Annotated in this window: 14 protein-coding genes; 13 read left to right on the top strand and 1 reads right to left on the bottom strand. The window is 45.8% G+C overall.

Annotated features, from left to right (window positions below; all coding sequences use genetic code 11):
* The first annotated feature begins 4 nt into the window (after window positions 1–4).
* The 8 genes from ispG (at window position 5) to ABMY42_RS11755 (ending at window position 8598) form a co-directional block, all read left to right on the top strand.
* Window positions 5–1123, top strand: coding sequence for a flavodoxin-dependent (E)-4-hydroxy-3-methylbut-2-enyl-diphosphate synthase (gene ispG, locus ABMY42_RS11790; RefSeq protein ID WP_005424674.1), 1119 nt, complete (start codon window positions 5–7; stop codon window positions 1121–1123).
* Between the two features lie 55 nt (window positions 1124–1178).
* On the top strand, window positions 1179–2447 hold the full coding sequence (hisS, locus tag ABMY42_RS11785; RefSeq protein ID WP_005447704.1) for a histidine--tRNA ligase: 1269 nt from the start codon (window positions 1179–1181) through the stop codon (window positions 2445–2447).
* A 126-nt stretch (window positions 2448–2573) separates the two neighbouring features.
* On the top strand, window positions 2574–3188 hold the full coding sequence (locus tag ABMY42_RS11780) for a YfgM family protein (RefSeq protein WP_349266326.1): 615 nt from the start codon (window positions 2574–2576) through the stop codon (window positions 3186–3188).
* Between the two features lie 12 nt (window positions 3189–3200).
* On the top strand, window positions 3201–4361 hold the full coding sequence (gene bamB / locus ABMY42_RS11775) for an outer membrane protein assembly factor BamB (protein ID WP_349266325.1): 1161 nt from the start codon (window positions 3201–3203) through the stop codon (window positions 4359–4361).
* 181 nt (window positions 4362–4542) lie between these two features.
* Window positions 4543–6039, top strand: coding sequence for a ribosome biogenesis GTPase Der (gene der / locus ABMY42_RS11770; protein WP_009697676.1), 1497 nt, complete (start codon window positions 4543–4545; stop codon window positions 6037–6039).
* A gap of 93 nt (window positions 6040–6132) precedes the next feature.
* Window positions 6133–7002, top strand: a complete 870-nt coding sequence (locus ABMY42_RS11765; RefSeq protein WP_349266324.1) for an alanyl-tRNA editing protein — start codon at window positions 6133–6135, stop codon at window positions 7000–7002.
* Between the two features lie 294 nt (window positions 7003–7296).
* A complete protein-coding gene (locus ABMY42_RS11760) occupies window positions 7297–8301 on the top strand; it encodes a sensor domain-containing diguanylate cyclase (protein ID WP_349266323.1) in 1005 nt (334 codons plus the stop codon).
* 72 nt (window positions 8302–8373) lie between these two features.
* Complete coding sequence (locus ABMY42_RS11755) at window positions 8374–8598, top strand: zinc ribbon domain-containing protein (RefSeq protein WP_005447696.1); 225 nt, start codon at window positions 8374–8376, stop codon at window positions 8596–8598.
* Here the strand turns inward: ABMY42_RS11755 and xseA are convergent.
* Entirely contained in the window at window positions 8595–9926 is a 1332-nt protein-coding gene (gene xseA / locus ABMY42_RS11750; RefSeq protein ID WP_005447695.1) for an exodeoxyribonuclease VII large subunit, read from the bottom strand. The two genes, ABMY42_RS11755 and xseA, sit on opposite strands and share 4 nt — an antisense overlap.
* Window positions 9927–10157: 231 nt before the next feature.
* On the opposite strand from xseA, the gene guaB reads away from it, so the two are divergent.
* The 5 genes from guaB (at window position 10158) to ABMY42_RS11725 (ending at window position 17798) form a co-directional block, all read left to right on the top strand.
* Window positions 10158–11621, top strand: coding sequence for an IMP dehydrogenase (gene guaB / locus ABMY42_RS11745; protein WP_349266322.1), 1464 nt, complete (start codon window positions 10158–10160; stop codon window positions 11619–11621).
* A gap of 126 nt (window positions 11622–11747) precedes the next feature.
* Window positions 11748–13301 (top strand): glutamine-hydrolyzing GMP synthase, encoded by a 1554-nt coding sequence (gene guaA, locus ABMY42_RS11740; RefSeq protein ID WP_005447693.1) that lies wholly within the window; start codon window positions 11748–11750, stop codon window positions 13299–13301.
* A gap of 301 nt (window positions 13302–13602) precedes the next feature.
* Window positions 13603–15126, top strand: a complete 1524-nt coding sequence (locus ABMY42_RS11735; RefSeq protein WP_349266321.1) for a Na+/H+ antiporter NhaC family protein — start codon at window positions 13603–13605, stop codon at window positions 15124–15126.
* Between the two features lie 201 nt (window positions 15127–15327).
* Window positions 15328–17022: a chitinase gene (locus ABMY42_RS11730; protein WP_038898482.1), complete on the top strand. Its 1695-nt coding sequence runs from the start codon at window positions 15328–15330 to the stop codon at window positions 17020–17022.
* Window positions 17023–17204: 182 nt separating this feature from the next.
* Entirely contained in the window at window positions 17205–17798 is a 594-nt protein-coding gene (locus ABMY42_RS11725; RefSeq protein WP_005447690.1) for a GPR1/FUN34/YaaH family transporter, read from the top strand.
* Window positions 17799–17834: the final 36 nt, after the last annotated feature.

Here is a 17834-nt window from a genome sequence, read left to right as displayed (position 1 = left end):
TATTATGCAACACGAATCTCCAATTATTCGTCGTAAATCGACGCGTATTTATGTGGGTGATGTGCCAATTGGTGATGGTGCACCAATTGCTGTACAGTCAATGACAAACACTCGCACGACTGATGTGGAAGCCACAGTCGCACAAATCCGAGCATTAGAAAAAGTGGGTGCAGACATTGTACGTGTTTCTGTTCCTACCATGGATGCGGCGGAAGCCTTTAAGCTTATCAAACAGCAAGTGTCAGTGCCGCTCGTTGCGGACATCCACTTCGACTACCGTATTGCACTGAAAGTGGCAGAGTACGGTGTTGACTGTTTGCGCATTAACCCAGGTAACATTGGCAACGAAGAGCGTATTCGTTCGGTTGTTGATTGTGCCCGTGACAAAAACATCCCAATCCGTATTGGCGTCAACGGTGGCTCTTTAGAAAAAGATCTGCAGATGAAATACGGTGAGCCAACGCCAGAAGCATTGGTGGAATCGGCGATGCGTCATGTGGATCATCTAGACCGCCTTAACTTTGACCAGTTCAAAGTTAGTGTGAAAGCGTCGGATGTATTCCTAGCGGTGGATTCATACCGCCTATTGGCAAAGCAGATTGACCAGCCACTACACCTCGGTATCACCGAAGCTGGTGGTGCAAGAGCTGGTGCTGTGAAGTCATCGGTTGGTCTTGGTATGCTTTTAGCTGAAGGCATCGGTGATACGCTACGTATCTCGTTGGCGGCAGATCCGGTAGAAGAGATCAAAGTTGGCTTTGATATTCTTAAGTCTCTGCGTATTCGCTCACGTGGTATCAACTTTATTGCCTGTCCAAGCTGCTCACGTCAGGAATTCGACGTGATTAACACAGTAAACGCATTGGAAGAGCGCCTAGAAGACATCATCACACCTATGGATGTGTCTATCATCGGCTGTGTCGTAAACGGCCCAGGTGAAGCTGAGGTTTCACACCTAGGTCTGGCAGGCAGCAACAAGAAGAGCGCATTCTACGAAGACGGCAAACGTCAGAAAGAGCGTTTTGACAACGATGATCTAGTGAATCAGCTAGAAGCGAAAATCCGTGCGAAAGCATCTGTATTAGATCAAGCTAACCGCATCGATATCAAACAAGAAGATTAATCTCATAGCTTGAGCACACTAAGTGTGCTCGGGTTACTAAGCGACGGTAATAATTGTGGCAAAGAAAATCCAAGCAATCCGAGGCATGAACGATTGCCTTCCAACTCAGTCTCCGCTGTGGCAAAAACTTGAAAACGCAGTAAAAAGTACTGTGAGCGCATACGGCTATAACGAAGTGCGCATGCCAATCGTTGAAGAAACAAACCTATTCAGCCGTGCGGTTGGTGAAGAGACTGATGTCGTTTCAAAAGAAATGTACACTTTTGATGATCGTAACGGAGACAGCCTAACACTTCGCCCTGAAGGTACGGCGGGTTGTGTGCGTGCATGTATTCAAAACAGTCTGATCAACCGTGACGAACAGCGTCTGTGGTACATGGGACCTATGTTCCGCCATGAGCGTCCGCAGAAAGGTCGTTACCGTCAATTCCACCAGTGTGGTGTTGAGGTGTTCGGTCTAAATGGTCCAGACGTTGATGCTGAGCTTATCATGATGACTGCACGTCTATGGCGTGAGCTGGGTATCAATGAGCATGTTCGTCTTGAGCTTAACTCTATCGGTTCTCAAGAAGATCGCGCAGACTACCGCACGGCACTGGTTGCATTCCTTGAGCAACATATCGATGTGCTAGACGAAGATTGTAAGCGTCGCATGCACACGAACCCGCTGCGAGTTCTGGATACGAAGAACCCTGATGTTCAGGCTATTTTAGGTGATGCACCTCGCCTTTCTGAGTACTTAGGTGAAGAATCTAAAGCACACTTCGCAGGTCTATGTGAACTTTTAGACGCTGCAGGTATCGAATACACAGTTAACGAGCGTCTAGTTCGTGGTCTGGATTACTACAACCGCACGGTATTTGAATGGATCACTGAGAGCCTAGGTGCTCAAGGTACAGTATGTGGCGGTGGTCGTTACGATGGTCTTGTAGAACAATTGGGTGGCAGTGCAACACCAGCCGTTGGCTTTGCTATGGGTCTAGAGCGCCTTGTACTGATGCTAGAAACGCTAGAGCTAACAGACGTTCGTCGCAGTGTAGATGTTTACGTTGTGACAGCAGGCGAAGGCACAATGATGGTTGGTATGAAGCTAGCAGAACAGCTTCGTGAAGCTATTCCAGGCGTTCGTGTGATGAGTCACTTCGGTGGTGGTAACTTCAAGAAACAGTTTAAGCGCGCAGATAAAGTCGGTGCTGTAGTAGCATTGGTTCTGGGCGAAAACGAAGTTGCAGAAAACACCGTAGTACTAAAAGACTTGGTGGGTGGTGAGCAAGAGACTTACAACCAAACAGAAGTTGCTGAGAAGATCGCAGCACTGATTTAAGTCTTTTAATAAGCTAAAGATTAAAATCCTAATTCGTAATAGTAAGGCTCCCAAGATAGGAGCCTTTCGACGAAATAGGAACAATGGCAGCCTCGCTGTCATTTACATGTTTTAAGAGGACAGGAAGTGGAACTTTACGATACTGAAGAACAACAAGTTGAAGCCATTAAAGACTGGTGGAAGGAAAACGGCAAAGCCGTCATCATCGGTGCGGTTGTTGGTTTAGGTGGTCTATTTGGCTGGCGTTACTACCAGGATTCTGTGATTCAGGCGAGTGAAGCAGCTTCTCAAAGCTACACAACAGTAATGAACGCCCTGCAAACCAAAGGTGCAGACGCACAAGCAGATATTCAAGCGTTCATCGACTCAAACAAAGTTAAAGAATACTCAGTACTTGCTGCGCTTCAGCTAGCAAAAGTACAAGTAGATGCCAAAGATCTTTCAGCTGCACTTGAGCAACTTAAGTGGGCTCAAAACAACACTAAAGATGCCGCGCTAACTCCACTTATCAGCTACCGTATTGCGCGTATTGAAGCAGAAATGGGTAACTTTGACGCTGCAAATGCAGAACTAGGCAAAGTAACTGACGCTGCATGGACGGGTCGTATTGCAGAACTTCGTGGTGATATCGCTCTTCGTCAAGGTGACAAAGAGGCAGCATACACGGCATACACTGAAGCTCAACAAGCTGCAGATGCTAGCCCTGCACTACAAATGAAATTGGACGACCTGGCGAAATAAGGACCGCATTGGATGAAAAGAGTCTTTAAGAAAGCCTTGTTAGGGGCATTAACAGTGGGAATTCTGGCTGGTTGTGCTGGCGAGGAAGACACCATTGTCATGGCTCCATTGCCTCAGGTAGATAGTCAGTTTACGCCAAGTGCGGAATGGTCAACGTCGATTGGTGATGGCGTAAGTCATTATTTCTCGAAGCTGTCTCCTGTTGTTGCTAACGACACATTGTTTGTTGCAAGTCGTGATGGTCTAGTCAAAGCATTAGATCCAGAAAACGGTAAGCTCAAATGGCAAACTGATCTAGAAGAAGATGTGATTGCACGCCTTTCTGGTGGTATCACAGCTGCGTATGAACACCTTTACATTGGTTCTGAAAATGGTGAAGTGATTGCACTTGACCAAGAAACCGGTGACATCATCTGGCGTATCGAAGTAGGTGGTGAGGTGTTAGCGAAACCCGTCGCTGACTCTGGTTTGATCATTGTAAATACTAGCCGAGGCACTTTGATTGCTTTGGATGAAAGTACTGGTGAGCAACGCTGGGCGCTGAGCACAGAAGTTCCAAACCTAACGCTGCGTGGCGATAGCACGCCAACGGCTATTGGTGGTGGTGTATTCTGGGGGACAGCAAACGGTCGACTAGCTGCGGCAATTGTTGAACGTGGTCAATTGATCTGGCAACAACCAGTAGGTACTCCAAAAGGTGCAACGGAAATCGATCGTCTTGTAGACGTTGATTCTTCACCGATTGTACTGGGCGGCACTCTTTTCACTGTTGGTTACAACGGTCAACTTATTGCAATCGACTTACGTTCTGCAAATCCAATTTGGAAGCGTAACTACTCGTCAGCAACTGATATTGCTACAGATGGTAGCCGTATCTTCGTGATCACAGAAAAAGATCACGTAGTTGCAGTAGATGCACGCAGCGGTACAGAGCTTTGGGAAAACAGCAAGTTGGAATACCGCCAGCTTACTGCTCCAGTGATTGTTGATAACTATCTAGTGGTAGGCGACACATTAGGTTACCTACACTGGATGGATCGTTCGACTGGCGAATTCGTTGCACAACAATATGTCGATGACAGTGGTTTTGCTGTTGGTCCGACACTATTGTCTGATGGTTACGTGATTACAACTCGCAATGGCGATGTAAAGAAACTAACCATCAACGAATAATATCGTGATATAATTCACATTCGGCTCCTGGCTGGTAACAGTTAGGAGCCGTTTTGTTGTTTGAAATTTTTATTTATTAACCGTTATTCCTGACGTGGTTATAGGTAAAAAGCTGGTTTGATTTGGCATCAAGCAAGTCGTTACCTATAACTACAGAAGAAAGATTATTGTAGAGGTTGTTATGGTACCTGTTGTTGCTCTTGTGGGGCGTCCGAACGTAGGTAAATCTACACTATTTAACCGATTGACACGTACGCGTGATGCGTTGGTTGCGGACTTCCCTGGCCTAACGCGAGACCGTAAATATGGCCAAGCTCGCCTTGGCGAAGAACATGAATTCATCGTTATTGATACCGGCGGTATTGATGGCACGGAAGAAGGTGTAGAAACAAAGATGGCGGAACAATCGTTAGCAGCGATTGATGAAGCTGACGTAGTGCTATTCCTTGTTGACGGTCGTGCTGGATTAACACCATCTGATGAAGCGATTGCCGCGCATCTGCGTAAAATCGAAAAACCAGCAATGCTGGTAGTAAACAAGATCGATGGTATTGATGCTGATGCTGCTTGTGCCGATTTCTGGCAACTTGGTGTTGATGACATGTACCAAATCGCTGCGGCACACGGTCGTGGTGTGACAGCATTGTTGGAACGAGCGTTAGCGCCATTTTTCGATGATCTTCTGGCAAGCGAATCTGAAGAAGGTGAGATTGAAGATCTGACTGAATTCGAAGATGAAGAGCTAGCGATTGAAGATTACACCGAAGAAGATGCTGAAGCGGAGTTCAAACGTTTGCAAGACCAGCCAATCAAATTGGCAATCATTGGTCGTCCTAACGTTGGTAAATCAACACTAACAAACCGTATTCTTGGTGAAGAGCGCGTCGTGGTATACGACATGCCAGGCACCACTCGTGACTCTATCTATATCCCAATGGAACGTGATGGTCGTGAATACGTGTTGATCGATACTGCAGGCGTACGTCGTCGTGGTCGTATCAACGAAACAGTAGAGAAGTTCTCTGTTGTTAAAACACTGAAAGCCGTAGAAGACGCAAACGTGGTTCTATTGGTTATCGACGCGCGCGAAAACATTTCTGATCAAGACTTGAGTCTACTTGGCTTTGCATTGAACGCAGGTCGTTCAATCGTACTAGCCGTGAACAAGTGGGATGGTCTAGATAACGAAGTGAAAGAGAACGTGAAGAAAGAACTCGACCGCCGTTTAGGTTTCGTTGATTTTGCACGTATTCACTTTATCTCTGCGCTTCACGGTACAGGCGTTGGTCACTTGTTCGAATCGATTCAAGAAGCGTACAAGTCAGCAACGACACGTGTTGGTACTTCTGTTCTAACTCGTATCATGAAGATGGCAACAGACGATCACCAACCGCCAATGGTTCGTGGTCGCCGTATCAAACTGAAATATGCGCACGCGGGTGGTTACAACCCACCAATCGTAGTTATTCACGGTAATATGGTTCGCGATCTACCAGATTCGTACAAGCGTTACTTGATGAACTACTTCCGCAAGTCTCTGGAAATCATGGGTACACCAATCCGTATTAACTTCCAGAACAGCGATAACCCGTACGAGAACCGTACAAACAAGCTAACGCTGTCTCAAGAACGTAAGCGCAAGCGTATGATGTCTGCGGTGAAAAACCGCAACAAGTAATCGCTAAGATTTTCTGAATACCCAAGTTTCGACTTGGGTATTTTTTTATAAGCAGATTTTTGCTCGAACCAATGCATTAGAAGTATGACTAACATGACGATCACAGCTACCAAAACTCGCTTCTGTCATCAAACTTGGCAACTGGAAGCACCAGTACAACTTTCTCACTCCACTGAAGAAGTCACTTACGTTGTTACTGAGGAGACCCCTTTTCATCCTGTCAGCCACATTTGGTCAGATCATCCTGCTGACAAAGGCACACTAACTATTAAGGGCATGAGCTTTGAAGTGGTCGATTGCCAAGTTGGTGCGGTAGAACTTGCGAGTGGAAAGTTGTTCGTCGGTACTGAAATTCCGGTAAAACGTGATACGGAAGGGTGGGTGTTTGTTGTGGTACATGTGTTGCCACGTACAGAAGCTGTTGCCGTTGGTGATGCTGCATTACTAGAAGTAGATAAGGAATACCAACTGTCACTGAGTCGTGGTCATAGTGCTGGGCACATCGCATACCTTGCGCTCAACAAGGTACTTGCACAAAACTATTGGCGAAAAGATGCAGATCGTAAAGACCCACATGGTAATTATGACTTCAACAGCTATGCCCAAGAGACCAGCTTTGTTACCTCAGATAAATGTTTGGATACCTATCGTTTAGGTAAAACACTCCGTAAAAGGGGGTTAAACAGTGCAGATATGCTGTCTGACCTAAAAAGCATCGAACAACAGGTGAATGTTCTGTTGAGAGATTGGCTAAAAAGGGACGTTGCGATCACCATCGATTGCCATGGTGAACACCTTACCGATTCACGTTACTGGCAGTGTGATTTAGGCGAAGGTGAAATCGCTGTCATCCCTTGTGGGGGAACGCATGCGAGCCATTTGAATGACTTTGGTTCCATCCAAGTAACACTGGTGGAGATAGACTCACAAACCATCGAAATGCACACCGATGTAATTCGCTAATTTAGCTTTTTGATCTTTTTATTATATTCTGTTTGTGTGTTTTTTTGTGCGGAAGTGTGGTTTTAAATTCTGTTTTAAATTGAGGAACAGAATATGTAACTTATGCTTTCGGTGTGTGGTTATATAAATATTCTTTTAAGGGGTGATCGCTGATCAAAAGGGTAATATCCGATGATCAGCATGCGATCTTTTATAGTGCCGCGTTCGCATAATGTGAGTTAGTTACCTGTGTCATATTAATAGATTTATTATATTTCAGGTTAATAAACATAATAACGATATGATTACGCCATTATGGATAAAGATAGACTGTTAGATGCTCACCGAGCAGTCAATCGTCTTTTAGGTAAGCTTGCTCTGGGAATGGAACGCGATAGCCTCAACAATGAGGTTATTAAGTTAAGTGAACACCTATTCGGTAAGAGGCAAGCTTCCATACTTCGATTGCACCCCGATACCAATACATTGCACTTGGAGTTTGCTCCGCATTTACCTGATTTCTACAACCAAGCTATTGAAGGAGTCCCCATTGGACCAAAGGTCGGGTCTTGTGGTGCTGCTGCATTCTTAAAACAAACTGTGGTTGTTAGCGATATCGATCATCATGTTAACTGGGCACCTTTTCTTAAACTCACTCAACAAGCCCAACTTCATGCGTGCTGGTCAGTGCCGATTATTGCATCGGATGGTCATGTTCTGGGTACATTTGCTATTTACAGTAACGCCCCTTCCAAGCCTCACCCTTATGAACTTGAAGTGCTCGAAATGCTAGCTGCCTTGTATGCCGTTGCGCTAGAGAAATACCGTTTAGAAGAACAGCTTCATTTTCATGCCAGTCGAGATCCTCTCACGCACTGCTTTAACCGTCGTGCTTTGTTGTCAGAAGTTGACCGGAAAATAAACGGTAAATGTGGTCGCAATGCCTTAGTCGCCTGTTTCTTCGTTGATATTGATGAGTTTAAGTATATTAATGACCGATTTGGTCATGAGACTGGTGATCAAGTTTTAGTACTAGTAGCTGAACATTTAAAACAAGCTTTTCGCTCTTGCTCGGTGATCGGACGTTACGGTGGTGATGAATTTGTCGGTTTTTGTTGTTTCCCAGATGAGCAGACCTACTTTCACTTTGTTTCTCGTTTAGCGGATGAGCTTAATCAGATTTACCAATTAGAAGAATATCAAGTCAAAGCCAGCATTGGCGCTTCTTGTAGTACAGCTAGTGAGCGTGCAGTGTTGCAGCAGCTTATTCAACAAGCTGCTGTTGCTATGTATCAGAACAAGCGTGCTAAGCGAGCGTGATAAAGATCAAGGCGTTAAGCTGGCTTATGATTAGACTGTAAGTCAGTGAATTGAAGTTATTTAGAGGAAGTTATGCAACCAAATATTTGCCCAACTTGCGACGTAGAACTGGAATGGACTGGGCAATATCACTGTAATCAGTGCGACTCAGATTATAAGAAGGTAGGGTTTTGCCCAGATTGCGATGCGGAGTTAGAAAAACTACAAGCTTGTGGTGCGGCAAACTATTTCTGCAATAGTTGTAATGAACTCAAATCGAAATCACGTGTTCGATTTGAGTTTCAAAAAGTCAGTTAATTAACCGTTGAGCGAAGCTCACCATCAGATAAGCGGGTGACTAAAACGTCGCCCGTTTTTACATCCTTTGCTTGGGTAACAACCTGACCTTGCTCAGTCTGAGTAATTGAGTAGCCACGTTTTAGTGTTGCCAGTGGGCTTACCGTATCTAGCTTCTCTGCCGCGATTGCCAGTTGGTGACGCATAGTCAGTAACTTGCGATCCATTGCATCCATTAGCTTTTGCTCAACGCGGTCAAGCTTCGACTTCTGCTCAGCCAAATGTTTTACTGGTGAGTTCAGTTGTAGGCGATGATGTTTGCGTTCTACCGCTTGTTGGCGTGTCGTGATAAATCGTTGCATTGCGCGTTGTAGGCGCATGTCCAACTCATCAAGTTGTTGCGTCTGACGCTGCAATTGATAGCTTGGATGCTGGCGCTCTAAACGGTGCATCAGTTGAGCCGATTGCTGTTTTTGTTGCGCTAGGTAGTAACGCATTGCACTGGCTAGCTTATGTTGGCGAGTCACCAAAGCTTGATCTTTGTGGCTGTTATCGCGGCTTACCAATTCAGCCGCGGCTGATGGAGTCGGCGCTCGCATGTCCGCTACAAAGTCAGCAATTGTCACATCAACCTCATGACCAACTGCACTGATGATAGGAATTTGGCTTGCAGCAATAGTGCGAGCAAGGATTTCGTTGTTAAAGCACCAAAGGTCTTCTAACGAACCGCCACCACGACCAACAATCAATACATCACATTCGTCACGACTGTTTGCACGGCCGATTGCCTGCGCAATTTGAATCGCGGCTTCTTCACCTTGCACCATGGTTGGGTAAACCACCACGGGTAGGGAAGGATCACGACGTTTCAATACGTCTAAGATGTCGTACAGTGCTGCACCGGTTTTTGAGGTGATCACACCAACGCGTTTTGGGTGCTCAGGTAAAGGCTGCTTATTGGTTTGAGCAAACAAACCTTCTGCTGCCAATTTCATCTTAAGTGCTTCGAACTCTTGTTGCAGACGACCATCACCTTCAGGCTGCATGCTCTCAATGATCAATTGATAGTCACCACGAGGCTCGTACAGAGACAGACGTGCTTTAACTAATACTTGATTGCCGTTAGCAGGTTTGAAAGTGACGCGACGATTGTTACCACGGAACATGGCACATTTAACTTGAGCGCGAGAATCTTTAAGAGTGAGGTACCAGTGACCAGAGACGGGAGCTGAAAAGTTGGATATCTCTCCGACAAGCCAGACGATCCCCATTTCGTTTTCGAGCAGCAGACGCACTTCGGCATTGAGACGAGAAACAGTGAAGATGTTTTGATTGGTCTGGGAGAGCACAGCTAATTCCGTAGACGTGAGTATGGAAATTAGCGGCAATATAATACATATCAAGGGGGTAATTGCAAGAAAAAAATTAAAAAATTTGTGGTCAAGCGATTGCGTTAACCGTATAATCCCTCCGCAATATCTAATCCAAATGTAGCCAACAACCTAAAACTGGTTACCCTCATTATGCGAAACGATGAGATTGGATTGTCTTTTTACTCCTCTAATTGTGAGATATTGCAAATGCTAAGAATTGCCAAAGAAGCGCTGACATTCGATGACGTACTACTCGTGCCAGCTCACTCCACCGTTCTCCCAAACACAGCTGATCTTCGCACTCAGTTGACTAAGAACATCACCCTAAACATCCCAATGATTTCAGCGTCTATGGACACTGTTACAGAAGCTCGTCTAGCTATCGCGCTAGCGCAAGAGGGTGGCATTGGCTTTATCCACAAAAACATGTCTATTGAGCAGCAAGCTGCTGAAGTTCGTAAAGTTAAGAAGTTTGAAGCTGGTGTCGTTTCTGATCCAGTAACTGTTAGCCCTGAAGCGACTATCGCTGACGTGGTTGCACTGACTGAAAAACACGGCTTCGCTGGTTTCCCTGTCATCACAGAGAACAACGAGCTTGTAGGCATTATCACTGGTCGTGATGTGCGCTTTGTTACTGACCTTTCTAAGAAAGTGTCTTCAGTAATGACGGCAAAAGAAAACCTTGCAGCAGTACAAGAAGGTGCAACACGTGAAGAAGTGCAAGAGAAGATGCACGAAGCACGCGTTGAGAAAGTATTGGTTGTGAACGATGAGTTCCAACTAACCGGCATGATCACTGCGAAAGACTTCCACAAAGCAGAACGTAAACCAAACGCATGTAAAGATGAGCGCGGTCGTCTACGTGTTGGCGCAGCCGTTGGTGCTGGCGCTGGTAACGAAGAGCGTGTTGCTGCTCTAGTTGAAGCGGGCGTTGACGTTCTACTTATCGACTCTTCACACGGTCACTCTGAAGGTGTACTAAACCGTATCCGCGAAACTCGCGCAGCTTACCCAGATCTAGACATCATCGGCGGTAACGTTGCGACAGGTGCTGGTGCTAAAGCACTTATCGAAGCGGGCGTTAGCGCTGTGAAAGTGGGTATCGGTCCTGGTTCAATCTGTACTACTCGTATCGTAACGGGCGTTGGTGTTCCTCAAGTTACAGCAATCGCAGACGCAGCAGAAGTGGCGAACTCATTCGGTATCCCAGTTATCGCTGACGGCGGTATCCGTTTCTCTGGTGACATCTGTAAAGCAATCGTAGCTGGCGCATCATGTGTGATGGTTGGTTCAATGTTCGCAGGTACAGAAGAAGCACCGGGTGAAGTGATTCTTTACAACGGTCGTTCTTACAAGTCTTACCGTGGCATGGGGTCTCTTGGTGCGATGTCTCAAGGTTCATCTGACCGTTACTTCCAGTCTGACAATGCAGCAGACAAGCTAGTACCAGAAGGTATCGAAGGTCGTATCGCATACAAAGGTCGTCTAAAAGAAATCGTACACCAGCAAATGGGTGGTCTACGTTCAAGCATGGGTCTTACTGGCTCTGCAACGATTGAAGATATGCGTACTAAAGCTGAATTTGTTCGTATCTCAGGTGCGGGCATGGCTGAATCACACGTACACGACGTTCAAATCACTAAGGAAGCTCCAAACTACCGTCGCGGTTAATTTTTACTGTTGTAAAAATAAAACCTATACACTCGACGTAAACGTTTGCTTTTTTCCTTGAAGCATTAATAAGAGGCGAGTACACTCGCCTCCGTTTTAATAACCTAGCTTATAAGACTGCTCAAAATGACTAAAAATATTCATGACCAACGTATTCTGATCTTGGACTTCGGTTCTCAGTACACTCAGCTAGTAGCGCGCCGTGTACGTGAAATCGGTGTTTACTGTGAACTGTGGAGCTGGGACGTTGAAGAAGCGGATATTCGTGAATTCAATCCAGACGGTATTATCCTCTCTGGTGGTCCAGAAAGCGTAACGGAAGATAACTCTCCACGCGCTCCTCAATATGTATTTGACTCTGGTGTGCCAGTATTAGGTGTATGTTACGGCATGCAAACTATGGCTGAGCAGCTAGGTGGTAAAGTAGCGGGTTCTACAGAACGTGAATTTGGCTACGCACAAGTTAAAGTTTCTGGTGAATCTGCACTATTTAAAGATCTTGAGCTAACTCAAGACGTGTGGATGAGCCACGGTGACAAAGTAGTAGAAATTCCTGCTGACTTCGTGAAAGTTGGTGAGACAGACACATGTCCGTACGCTGCGATGGCGAACGAAGAGAAGAAGTACTACGGCGTTCAGTTCCACCCAGAAGTAACGCACACGAAAGGCGGTCTACAAATGCTAGAGAACTTTGTTCTTGGCGTATGTGGCTGTGAGCGTCTATGGACTTCTGAATCTATCATCGAAGACGCGGTTGCTCGTATTAAAGAGCAAGTGGGTGACGACGAAGTTATCCTAGGTCTATCTGGTGGTGTTGATTCATCGGTAGTAGCGATGCTAGTTCACCGTGCAATCGGCGACAAGCTAACGTGTGTATTCGTAGATAACGGTCTTCTTCGTCTAAACGAAGGTCAACAAGTAATGGATATGTTCGGCGACCAATTTGGTTTGAACATCATCAAAGTTGACGCTGAAGAACGTTTCCTAAAAGCACTTGAAGGCAAATCGGATCCAGAAGAGAAGCGTAAGACAATCGGTCACGTATTCGTAGACGTATTTGATGAAGAGTCTAAGAAGCTGAAAAACGCGAAATGGCTAGCTCAAGGTACGATTTACCCAGACGTTATCGAATCTGCTGCATCTAAGACTGGTAAAGCGCACGTGATCAAATCACATCACAACGTGGGCGGTCTTCCAGATGACATGGAAATGGGTCTTGTTGAGCCACTACGTGAGCTGTTTAAAGATGAAGTTCGTAAGATTGGCCTAGAGCTTGGTCTTCCGTACAACATGCTTTACCGCCACCCATTCCCGGGTCCTGGTCTAGGTGTTCGTGTTCTTGGTGAAATCAAGAAAGAGTACTGTGACTTGCTACGTCGTGCAGACGCTATCTTCATTGAAGAGCTACACGCTGCAGACCTATACAACAAAGTATCTCAAGCGTTCACGGTATTCTTACCAGTTCGCTCTGTAGGTGTAATGGGTGATGGTCGTAAGTACGATTGGGTTGTATCTCTACGTGCGGTAGAAACTATCGACTTTATGACTGCGCATTGGGCACACCTACCATACGACTTCCTAGGTAAGGTTTCTAACCGTATCATCAACGAAGTTGACGGTATTTCTCGCGTGGTTTACGACATTTCTGGTAAGCCACCAGCGACAATCGAATGGGAATAATATTCCCTTCATATTTGAAGTAGCAACGTTGTTGATTTCTCCATTTCACCCTAATCACATAGTAAACCTATGCTCATAGGGCTGAAATGGCTTGTCGCCTAGTTGCAACTCCAACTATTTTGGGAATTAGTTGGAGTACTTGACGTAAAGATTAAAATAGTAAAACCAGCCTTCGGGCTGGTTTTTTTATGCCTGAAAAGTGTGAACGCAGGTCTCAACTTTTTTATTAGAAAATATATACATGCGAGATTGTTGAATGTATATTCATTTTTAGTGTTTAAATATTAAAGTTGGTATTGCTATGGAACAGGCAGAAGTTACCTCCCTCATCCCCATCATTATTACGTTAGTCCTCGCGCTAACTACAAGAAACGTTGTTGTCGGTCTTTTTGCTGGCGTTGTTAGCGGTGTGGCTATGTTAGAAGGCACATTCGTTGACAAAGGTCCGCTCGATTCGTTTAGCGCACTGATGAAAAGTTACCTGTTGCCGCAACTGACTGACAGTTACAACGCAGGTGTCATCCTTCTTTTGGTTTTCATTGGTGGCTTTGTTGCTCTAATGGAGAAATCTGGCGGTGGCGTGGCGTTCGCTAAAAAGGTCACTCAGTGGGTTGCAAGCAAATGCCAAGCACAGCTTTCTGCTTGGTTTGGCGGCGTTGTTATTTTCTTTTCAGACCTTGGTACACCGTTAATTGTTGGTCCTGTCTTTCGTCCTCTTTTTGATAAACTGAAAGTCTCTCGCCAGAAGCTAGCCTTTATCATCGATTCAACTTCATCCCCCGTGGCAATCCTCATCCCTTTCATCGGTTGGGGCGTTTACATTATGAGCCTGATTCAAAAAGAGTTTGCTGCACTGGATGTGGGTATCAGTGATTGGGATGCCTTTATTGGTGCGATTCCTTACCAGTTTTATGCCTTTTTAGCGATCGCGATTGTTCCGATTGTCTCTTTCTTCAAACTGGATTTTGGACCAATGGCGAAAGCCGAACAGCTTGCAGAGCAGGGTTCTGATTTTGGAAAAGTGCAAGATTCATTAAATGTGTTTGAGCATAAAAATGCAAAAACAAGTTTTGTTTGGGCACCGCTGCTCGTCATGCTAGTTGTGCTTTGCTCGATTCTAGTGCCTCACGGTTTTCCATTTCAGAAAGTCGCAGGCTCGACCTTCCGTGCTGCATTGTCGTCGGCGTATTTCTTTGCGGCAATTACCCTAATTAGCTTGATGGCGTTTTATGGCGTGAGAAAGTTCTCTGATGGCATTCAGGTTTACCTAAAAGGGATGTCGAACATGATGTCCGTTGCGGTGATTTTGGTTCTTGCTTGGTCATTGAGTTCGGTTGGCAAGGAGCTTGGCGCAGCGGCGTACATTGCAGAACAAGCGCAGGCTGGTTTCCCTTATTGGTTATTGCCAGCGGTGGCATTTTTGTTAGCTGGTATTATTTCGTTCGCAACAGGATCGTCGTGGGGGACATTCGCTATTATGATGCCGTTGGTTATCCCAACTGCAGTTGCGATTGATGCACCATTGTTGGTGTGTATTGGTGCGGTTCTGTCTGGCGGTCTATTTGGTGATCACTGTTCGCCAATTTCTGAAACCACCATCTTGTCTTCGACTGGTGCTGGTTGCGAGCAGTACGAACACTTTAGAACTCAATTACCTTATGCGGTGCTTAATGGTGCCATTGTCCTAGCAAGTTTTCTTGTCGCTGGGGTAATGGCTTCGCCTGTGATTGTACTGGTGGCGGTTGTGGTTCAGTTTGCTGTCTATTTATTGCTTTCTAAACAGAAATCTTCGCAGGCTTTAGAGTCGATAACAGCCAACCAATAACCAAGAATAAAAACGGGGGAAGGTTCTCCCGTTTTGTTTTGAGTCAAGGTAACAGTTTTTGTGATACCCGCTGTGTAACAGTATTTATTTATAAACTTTGCGTCGCAGAATGAATGGGCTTTACTCGGCGTTTTTTCTACATGATCCACTATGTGTCTAGTTATTCCTTGTATATTGTATTGATAAATACGGAGATTAGACATGTTTGCACTCAAACATCTGCCTCTTGCATTAAGCTGTGTGCTCGCGGCACAAGCTCATGCCAGTATGAATATCCAACCTGATCCTCAAAACCCGAATGGCTACGTGATCGCTCGTGGTGACATTCAAGCGGTTGAGCAAAGCAAAACATCTGACCCAATGTATGCCATCTGGGCACAGGCGTTAGAGACTCGTCCGAACAGCGTTGTAGAAGCTATCGTACCGGGCGCAGCAGGTAACCCAGAAAACGTTAAACGTGTTGAACGTGTATTCCCCGAAAGTGAGTGGGACTTCCTAACGCAAATGGCTGCGCCTGAATACACTTATACTCGTTTCTTACGTGCGATAGGTAAGTTCCCTGCATTCTGTGGTGAGTACACCGATGGTCGAGACTCTGACGCAATCTGTAAGAAATCCATCGTGACAGCATTTGCGCATTTTGCTCAAGAAACTGGTGGTCACATTGCGGTTGATAACGTATCAGACAACCCACTTGCATTAGAAGAGTGGCAGCAGGCACTCGTGCATGTACGCGAAATGGGATGGTCTGAAGGTCAAGAGGGTTACACCACAGGCTGTGGTCAGAACGATTGGCAAAATAAGCGCTGGCCATGCGAACCTGGTCAAGGGTATTTTGGGCGTGGTGCCAAACAGCTTTCTTACCACTTTAACTATGGCGCATTCTCTGAAGTAATGTTTGATGGCGATGCATCGGTGCTGCTGAAGAATCCGGGTTTAGTCGCTGACTCTTGGTTGAACTTGGCTTCTGCAATTTGGTTCTTCTTAACCCCTCAAGCGCCAAAACCAGCGATGTTACACGTAATTGATCGTACATGGGTGCCATCGCAACGTGAGATCGATGCGGGCATTGGTTACGGTTTTGGTACCACTATCAACGTCATCAATGGCGGTATTGAATGTGGCGAGCAAAACAAAGACAAAGGTCAGCCTGTTAACCGTATTCGTTACTGGGAAGGTTTAGCAGCGCATTATCAAATTCCTATCGAAGCTGATGAAACCAATACTTGTTGGCAACAAACGCCGTACGGTAGCTTAAACCTTAACGGTGCGACTGATGTGCTTTACACCAACTGGGATGGTAACTGGAAGTACTACTCAGATCGCCCTGGGGGTCATTCATTTGAGTGTGAATTGGTTGGCTTCCAAACCGCATATTCGGCTCTGGTAGCAGGAGATTACGAGAAATGTGTTACCAACTTCTACCAATCTCACGCGGGTTGGCCTGAAGTACGCATTGTCGACAAACTAGACCCAGTCGATCCGGTTGACCCACCTGTAGGTGGTGTTGCTGCATGGGATGCTGGCAAGGTTTATAACACAGGCGACCAAGTCTCTTACAAGGGGGCGGTATATGAAGCTAAGTGGTGGTCACAAGGCAATGAGCCGACCAAAGGTGACCCTTGGAAGCTCGTTTCGGGCACGCCAACCGAGCCACCAACGACTGAACCTCCTGTGACAGAGCCACCAGTAACTGAGCCTCCAGTAACCGAACCACCGGTGACGGAGCCTCCTGTTTCAGGGGACTTTATCGCATGGGAACCAGGTGTCACTCAAGTAGCCAATGGTGACAAAGTGACTTATCAAGGTAAGTGTTTTATTGCGAAAAACGGTCCGGGTGTATGGGAAACGCCAACCCAGAGTAACTGGTTCTGGGATGAGATCTCTTGCCAGTGATTGAACAATAAATAGTCTAAGTATCTATAAAGACTCTGCTTTTTAGTAGGGTCTTTTTTTATTCATTTGATTGCCTATTTGTGCAATCTAAGTTTCCAATAACGTCTTTTCTCTTTTGTTTTTTAGTCCATTAAAATTCGCGCGCAATTTTTATCAACATTTTTGAAAACAGGTACGCTTACATGTCTACTAAACTGGCTAACCCAGCGCCGCTAGGCCTAATGGGTTTCGGTATGACCACGATTCTGCTTAATATCCACAACGCAGGATTCTTCCCAATTGACTCAATGATCCTAGCAATGGGTATCTTCTACGGTGGTCTTAGCCAAGTTCTTGTTGGCATGATGTGCTTCAAACGTGGTGATACTTTCGGTACGACTGCATTTACGTCTTACGGTCTGTTCTGGCTAACACTGGTTGGCCTAATCGTAATGCCTTACATGGGTCTTCCTGCAAGCCCAGCACACTTTATGGGTTGGTACCTACTGCTATGGGGCATCTTCACTGGCTTCATGTTTATTGGTTCTCTATGCTACCCAGTAGCGAAGCAAGTCGTATTTGGTTCTCTTACTATCCTATTCTTCCTACTAGCTGCACGTGACTTTACTGGTAGTGAGCTGATCGGCACTATCGCAGGCTTTGAAGGTATCTTCTGTGGTGCAAGCGCAATCTACTTCGCAATGGCTCAAGTACTAAACAACGAGTACGGTCGCACGGTTCTTCCAATCGGCGAAAAGCAAAAGCCTCAAGTTGCAACGCAAGAAATCGCAGCATAATCGCTTCGAATTGAATGCAAAAGAAAAGGGTTAGCC

The sequence above is a fragment of the Vibrio sp. SSH13-20 genome, assembly GCF_040104475.1.
Lineage (GTDB): Bacteria > Pseudomonadota > Gammaproteobacteria > Enterobacterales > Vibrionaceae > Vibrio > Vibrio harveyi.
This window is presented reverse-complemented; position numbering and strand designations above follow the sequence as displayed.

What these genes read in the sequence shown, in the direction of transcription:
- ispG (WP_005424674.1), top strand. Translation starts at nt 5, where the DNA reads ATGCAACACGAATCTCCAATTATTCGTCGTAAATCGACGCGTATTTAT.
- bamB (WP_349266325.1), top strand. Translation starts at nt 3,201, where the DNA reads ATGAAAAGAGTCTTTAAGAAAGCCTTGTTAGGGGCATTAACAGTGGGA.
- der (WP_009697676.1), top strand. Translation starts at nt 4,543, where the DNA reads ATGGTACCTGTTGTTGCTCTTGTGGGGCGTCCGAACGTAGGTAAATCT.
- ABMY42_RS11765 (WP_349266324.1), top strand. Translation starts at nt 6,133, where the DNA reads ATGACGATCACAGCTACCAAAACTCGCTTCTGTCATCAAACTTGGCAA.
- ABMY42_RS11760 (WP_349266323.1), top strand. Translation starts at nt 7,297, where the DNA reads ATGGATAAAGATAGACTGTTAGATGCTCACCGAGCAGTCAATCGTCTT.
- ABMY42_RS11755 (WP_005447696.1), top strand. Translation starts at nt 8,374, where the DNA reads ATGCAACCAAATATTTGCCCAACTTGCGACGTAGAACTGGAATGGACT.
- guaB (WP_349266322.1), top strand. Translation starts at nt 10,158, where the DNA reads ATGCTAAGAATTGCCAAAGAAGCGCTGACATTCGATGACGTACTACTC.
- guaA (WP_005447693.1), top strand. Translation starts at nt 11,748, where the DNA reads ATGACTAAAAATATTCATGACCAACGTATTCTGATCTTGGACTTCGGT.
- ABMY42_RS11735 (WP_349266321.1), top strand. Translation starts at nt 13,603, where the DNA reads ATGGAACAGGCAGAAGTTACCTCCCTCATCCCCATCATTATTACGTTA.
- ABMY42_RS11730 (WP_038898482.1), top strand. Translation starts at nt 15,328, where the DNA reads ATGTTTGCACTCAAACATCTGCCTCTTGCATTAAGCTGTGTGCTCGCG.
- ABMY42_RS11725 (WP_005447690.1), top strand. Translation starts at nt 17,205, where the DNA reads ATGTCTACTAAACTGGCTAACCCAGCGCCGCTAGGCCTAATGGGTTTC.